This window comes from Pontibacterium sp. (genome assembly GCF_041587635.1).
In the GTDB taxonomy this organism is placed as follows: Bacteria; Pseudomonadota; Gammaproteobacteria; order Pseudomonadales; family Balneatricaceae; genus Pontibacterium.
In genome coordinates, this window is sequence record NZ_JBFGYC010000277.1 from 1 (window position 1) to 5228 (window position 5228).

Annotated in this window: 7 protein-coding genes; 6 read left to right on the forward strand and 1 reads right to left on the reverse strand. The window is 50.2% G+C overall.

What is annotated here, in order from left to right; genetic code table 11:
* Nucleotides 1–150 precede the first annotated feature (150 nt).
* From ABYW01_RS13335 to ABYW01_RS13355, 5 genes are all read left to right on the forward strand, one after another.
* Nucleotides 151–876 carry a Crp/Fnr family transcriptional regulator gene (locus tag ABYW01_RS13335; RefSeq protein ID WP_372833471.1) on the forward strand — a complete coding sequence of 242 codons (726 nt, stop codon included), beginning with the start codon at nucleotides 151–153 and terminating at the stop codon, nucleotides 874–876.
* Between the two features lie 398 nt (nucleotides 877–1274).
* On the forward strand, nucleotides 1275–1382 hold the full coding sequence (locus ABYW01_RS13340) for a pyridoxamine 5'-phosphate oxidase family protein (protein WP_372833473.1): 108 nt from the start codon (nucleotides 1275–1277) through the stop codon (nucleotides 1380–1382).
* A 55-nt stretch (nucleotides 1383–1437) separates the two neighbouring features.
* Nucleotides 1438–1740 (forward strand): pyridoxine 5'-phosphate oxidase C-terminal domain-containing protein, encoded by a 303-nt coding sequence (locus ABYW01_RS13345; RefSeq protein ID WP_372833475.1) that lies wholly within the window; start codon nucleotides 1438–1440, stop codon nucleotides 1738–1740.
* Between the two features lie 89 nt (nucleotides 1741–1829).
* A complete protein-coding gene (locus tag ABYW01_RS13350; RefSeq protein WP_372833477.1) occupies nucleotides 1830–2138 on the forward strand; it encodes a hypothetical protein in 309 nt (102 codons plus the stop codon).
* Between the two features lie 7 nt (nucleotides 2139–2145).
* Nucleotides 2146–2358 (forward strand): AroM family protein, encoded by a 213-nt coding sequence (locus tag ABYW01_RS13355; RefSeq protein ID WP_372833479.1) that lies wholly within the window; start codon nucleotides 2146–2148, stop codon nucleotides 2356–2358.
* 78 nt (nucleotides 2359–2436) lie between these two features.
* Here ABYW01_RS13355 and ABYW01_RS13360 read toward each other — a convergent pair whose 3' ends face one another.
* Nucleotides 2437–3381: a LysR family transcriptional regulator gene (locus tag ABYW01_RS13360; RefSeq protein WP_372833482.1), complete on the reverse strand. Its 945-nt coding sequence runs from the start codon at nucleotides 3379–3381 to the stop codon at nucleotides 2437–2439.
* A gap of 159 nt (nucleotides 3382–3540) precedes the next feature.
* On the opposite strand from ABYW01_RS13360, the gene ABYW01_RS13365 reads away from it, so the two are divergent.
* Nucleotides 3541–4989, forward strand: a complete 1449-nt coding sequence (locus ABYW01_RS13365) for an NAD-dependent succinate-semialdehyde dehydrogenase (protein ID WP_372833483.1) — start codon at nucleotides 3541–3543, stop codon at nucleotides 4987–4989.
* The last annotated feature ends 239 nt before the right edge of the window (nucleotides 4990–5228 follow it).

Below are 5228 nucleotides of genomic sequence, written 5' to 3' on the forward strand. Positions count from 1 at the left end.
CCCTCCTGAAAACAGTCGGTTCGCTATCGAACATAAATAGCTATTTGAGGATGAACGGACTTGCCAGATGACTCATTCGGAACTGTACTGCACACATGTGCCGTTTCTTATTGAAGACGATGAATTTTGAAAGATATTCAGGTATGAAAAATGCACTTCTCTGCACAACAAAACCATTTATTGATGTCATTACCTGCCGAGGTGCAGAAGCGTCTATTTCCCTACCTCAAACCGATCACTCTTCCACTCGGTAAAGTGTTATACGAGGCAGGCGAGATTCAGCAGGAGGTGTTCTTCCCGACAGACTCCATCATTTCGTTGCTCAACGTGATGGAAAACGGTGCCTCTGCAGAAATTTCGGTGGTGGGTAATGAAGGTTTGGTTGGAGTGAGTTTATTTATGGGCGGTGAGAGTACCCCCAGCCGCGCGCTGGTTCAGAGTGCCGGTTCTGCCCTCCAGCTCTCGGCGCTTCGCCTCAAGGAGGAATTTGACCGCCACGGAGATTTGTTGCTGTTGCTACTGAGATATACGCAATCCTTGATCACCCAGATGGCCCAGACAGCCGTGTGCAATCGGCACCATACAATCGACCAGCAACTGTGCCGCTGGTTGTTACTATCACTAGACCGCCTGCCGGGTAATCAATTGATCATGACTCAAGAACTGATTGCCAACATGCTTGGAGTCCGTCGTGAAGGTGTGACCGATGCCGCAGGCAAGTTGCAGAAACTTGGTGTGATCGAATATCACCGCGGTCATATCAACGTGCTCGACCGCCCACACCTTGAGGCGCTTTGCTGTGAGTGCTACGCCGTAGTTAAGAAGGAAACAGACCGTTTGCTGCCCTGGCACCCGAACAATAACAGCGGTCAATGAACCTTAAGCGGTACCACACACGTTGTCCGCTACAGATCATGTATGAGAGAGAAAGTATCATCAATGTCGTCTAAGGGGGTCATCTCACCTGACAACTCATCAAGCCACGCCACCTTCTTCTACTTCACTATACAAGAACGCAATAACGCAAATAGACAGCGATAAGGATAGGACTTCGTCCTTTCTGCGTCAGTATCGAAATCTCCGCTGTTATCTCGCTACACGCACCTACGCAGCTCAGGTTGACACTACGGGGGGCTCACCTTCCTATCAAATATCGCAGATACAAAAAAGCGCCAGTCGCTAAACCAAGGCTTTTTCGTTAAAAATTCGGATGGCGAGCCCAACGCCATGAGCCTCGCGACTGTTGATACCAACGGGCAACCTTCTCTGCCAATGTGCTGTTGAAACACTTTGATGATCAGGGTTTCGTGTTTTTCACCAATCTGGACAGCCGGAAAGCACAGCAGATTAAGGGAAACCCTCGTGTATCACTGATGTTTTAATGGCTAGGCCGAGAACGGCAGGTGATTATTTCAGCTCAGGCAAGCATGCTTTCTCGTGCAGAAACCCTGCGTTATTTTTTGCTGCGACTTTGCTGCGACCACGCAACAGTCAGCTAGGCGCCTGGGCATCCGAGCCAAGCAAGTCATCTCATCCCGCCGGTTGCTCGAAGACAAGTTCAAAGCGCTCAAGCGCTCCTTCACCGACACTGAGGTTCCACTGCCTAAGTTTTGGGGTGGGTCCCGGGTACATCTTTCGCAGATCGAGTTCCGGCAAGGTGGCGCCAGCCAATTACACGATAGATTCCAGTATATGAGAGACCAAAACGATAGCTGGAACATAGAGCGACTGTCGCCATAGCGACCCATTTTTAGACCCAAAAAACAGGACAATTAACAATGAAAAAGTCAGACGTGATGACGGTAGAGACGAGCGGCGAGCGGCTCCGGATGCGATTGCAAGCCATGGCAAAGATCGGCGCTACGGCCAACGGCGGCTGTAACCGTCAGGCGCTGACCGACGAGGATAAAGCCGGGCGGGACCTCTTTATTCAATGGTGCGAAAACGTCAGCTGTACCATGAGCATCGAACGCATAGGCAACATCTTCGCTCGCCGTCCCGGTCGTGATCACAACCTGCCACCGGTGATAGTTCTGGAAGCAAACGCCACCGCCCTTCTCCCCAAAGGTGGTTGCCTTGGCATTATACAGCCCGATGCGGTGACCAAGGACGAAGAGATCAAGCACTGGCGCGCTTGACGTTCCAGTGGTCAGTGCGATCATTTCACCGCACGAGCACAGCCTGGATGAACTGGCTGATGTAACACGAGATTTGGTGTCACAAGGCGCGAATCTTATCGTCCTCGACTGCCTGGCATTTACCCGCGAACATTGGCAACGCGTGCGGGACGTCACCGATAAACCCGTGCTTTTACCGATGTCTCTATTAGGTAAGATTCTGGACGAAGCCTACGGATAGGGTGACCTGTTAACCCCTCTCTTCAGAGAGGGGTATGTAGTGGTCTAATATCAGAACCGAGTCATCCAACGCACAAGCCTAATTAGCCTCATCAGACGTTGTTTCAGGGTGAAGTGAGGAGACTATCTCTGAAAACATCTCAACAGCTTTGGGCTGCTGTGCGCGTTTCTTTACAATAGAAGCGATACCCAAGGTATAAAAACGGTTCTTACCCGCAATCATCCTCAACTGAGCATTATCGACGTAGGGTTTTGCATAGTCTTCCGGCAAAAATGCGATATATTTCCCGGACAGAATCATGGCTAACCGCGTCTCATAGAAATACGCTGTACCTTTCAGGCTCATACACGACAGCTGTTCGTTCGCCTCTTCATGAGGTTTCAGGCCCGGTTGAATCGCCGTGAACTGATTAATCACCTCATCGGTAATCTCTGCCTCATCCAGATCAAACAATGGACTGGTGGGACCACAATATAGGCGACAGACATCACTATATAGCGGAAGGTATTCCAACCCATCCAGTTGACGATGATAAGGCGCCAAACCTACATCGGCCTCATCGTTAAGCAACATCCGCTCTATTTCAGCCATTGAGCACACTTCACTTCGTAATGAGATATCCGGGGCCTGAGTGAAGAACTGACTGATCATTTCAGGAAATTTAGCGCGCGGATCAAGACTCATCCCATCACTCACGACGATGCGCAAATTTCCCGCAGGGTTCTGACTCATCTCGTTGACCGTATCGCGAAACTCATCCAGTGAGCTTAATAACTTATTGGTCATATCATAGATAACACGCCCTTCATCGGTCAGGGAAAAGCCTCCTCTTCCGCGACGACACAGGGTTAGATTTAAGCGTGATTCTAAGTTAGAGATATGGATGCTGATGGTTGAACGGCTAATATTCAGTTCGGTTTCGGCAGCGGAGAACCCGCCATTATCGACCACGGCTTTAAATATCCGCAGCTGCTTAATTTCGAAATCACTGACCTGCCCAAGCGCATAATTGTTCGTACTCATGCGTTATCTTCTAAAACTGAACATTTATAAATCATAACCCGACACCCATAACTTGATTGATATATTGCGAGCTAATTTCTGTTATCTAAAAATAAATATCCACAGAAAGCATCGCGAATTCAATGCTTTCCAGTGTAAGAAAGTTAAGGGCCAACAACAATGAAATTAGAAAACGTTTTGCGTGAAGCCGCCTTCATCGATGGCCAGTGGACATCCGCCAAGTCTGGTAAAACAATGCCAGTGATCAACCCAGCCACGGGCGCTCAGATTGCAACCGTTCCTGATCTGGATGTAAATGAAGCCAAACAAGCCATTGAAGCGGCGAGTGCTGCGTTTAAAAGCTGGAAGAAAACCACAGCTAAACAACGTGCAACGTTGCTCAACCGTTGGTTCCAGCTGATTACCGATAACGCCGATGCGCTTGCTGAGCTGTTAACTGTTGAACAAGGTAAACCGCTGCGCGAAGCGAAAGGCGAAGTACTGTCATGCGCCTCTTTCTTTGAGTGGTTTGGCGAAGAAGCCAAGCGAACCTATGGCGAAAACATCCCGTCTAACACCAACAGCACCCGCTTACTGACGGTTAAACAACCGATCGGCGTGGTCTCGGCCATCACTCCATGGAATTTCCCTATCTCCATGATTGCCCGCAAAGCGGCTCCGGCAATTGCTGCTGGCTGTACGATTGTGATCAAACCCGCGGAAGACACTCCACTTTGCGCATTGGCACTCGCAGCGCTGGCAGAAGAAGCCGGCATCCCTTGTGGTGTCATCAATGTTGTAACAACAGCTAACCCAATCGAAATCGGTCATGAGCTGTGCACCAATCCAATCGTGAAAAAAGTCTCTTTCACTGGATCGACACCGGTCGGCAAGACCATTCTGGGACTGGCGGCGAAAACCGTAAAGAAAGCGTCTATGGAGCTTGGCGGTAACGCGCCATTTATCGTGTTTGATGACGCAGACCTGGAACCGGCTGTCGCGGGTGCGATCGCATCAAAGTACCGAAATGCGGGCCAGACCTGCATCTGCACCAACCGCATCTTCGTTCAGGCGGGTATCTACGATCAGTTTGTCACTCGCTTCCAGGAAGAAGTAGAAAAGTTCACCATCGGATCCGGCCTTGAAGCCACCACCGATATTGGTCCACTGATCAATGAAGCCGCTGTTGCAAAAACCGACGGCCTTGTGCGCCGCGCACTGGAAGAAGGTGCCGAACTGAAGAGTGGTGGTCAGCAAGACGCGGCAGGTGATCGCTTCTACCAGCCGACACTGCTGACCAACGTTCGCGATGATATGGAGATCGCTCAGGCTGAACTGTTTGGCCCGATCTCAACGGTCTTTAAGTTCGAAGACGAAGAAGAAGTGATTGAGCGCGCCAATAACACCCCTTACGGACTGGCCGCCTATGTATACACCCGTGACATCGGCCGGGTTTGGCGCGTATCCGAAGAACTGGAATACGGCATGGTCGGTGTGAACGAAGGCATGATCTCCAACGAACTGGCACCATTTGGCGGTGTTAAAGAGTCAGGTATCGGTCGCGAAGGCTCCCGACACGGCATGGACGACTACATGGAACTGAAATACATCTGCATGGGCGGTATCTAATCGCTCTCACTGCGATCTGATAGCTCAGTTCCAAACAGGTTTTCTCGAAAGCACGCTTTTGAAATGTCGGGCGGGAGTTCTCCCAGCCCGGCATCTTTGCGCCTGTTAAATTCAGCCCCTCTTTCCTCTGAAAACAGGGGGCGATCTGACTTGCCTTCAGAAGAAGCCTTGTTGCGCATTATTAGCGCTAATACGTCGGTTAAATGTTTGGGAAATCTTAATGTTTAGATCGAAACCCA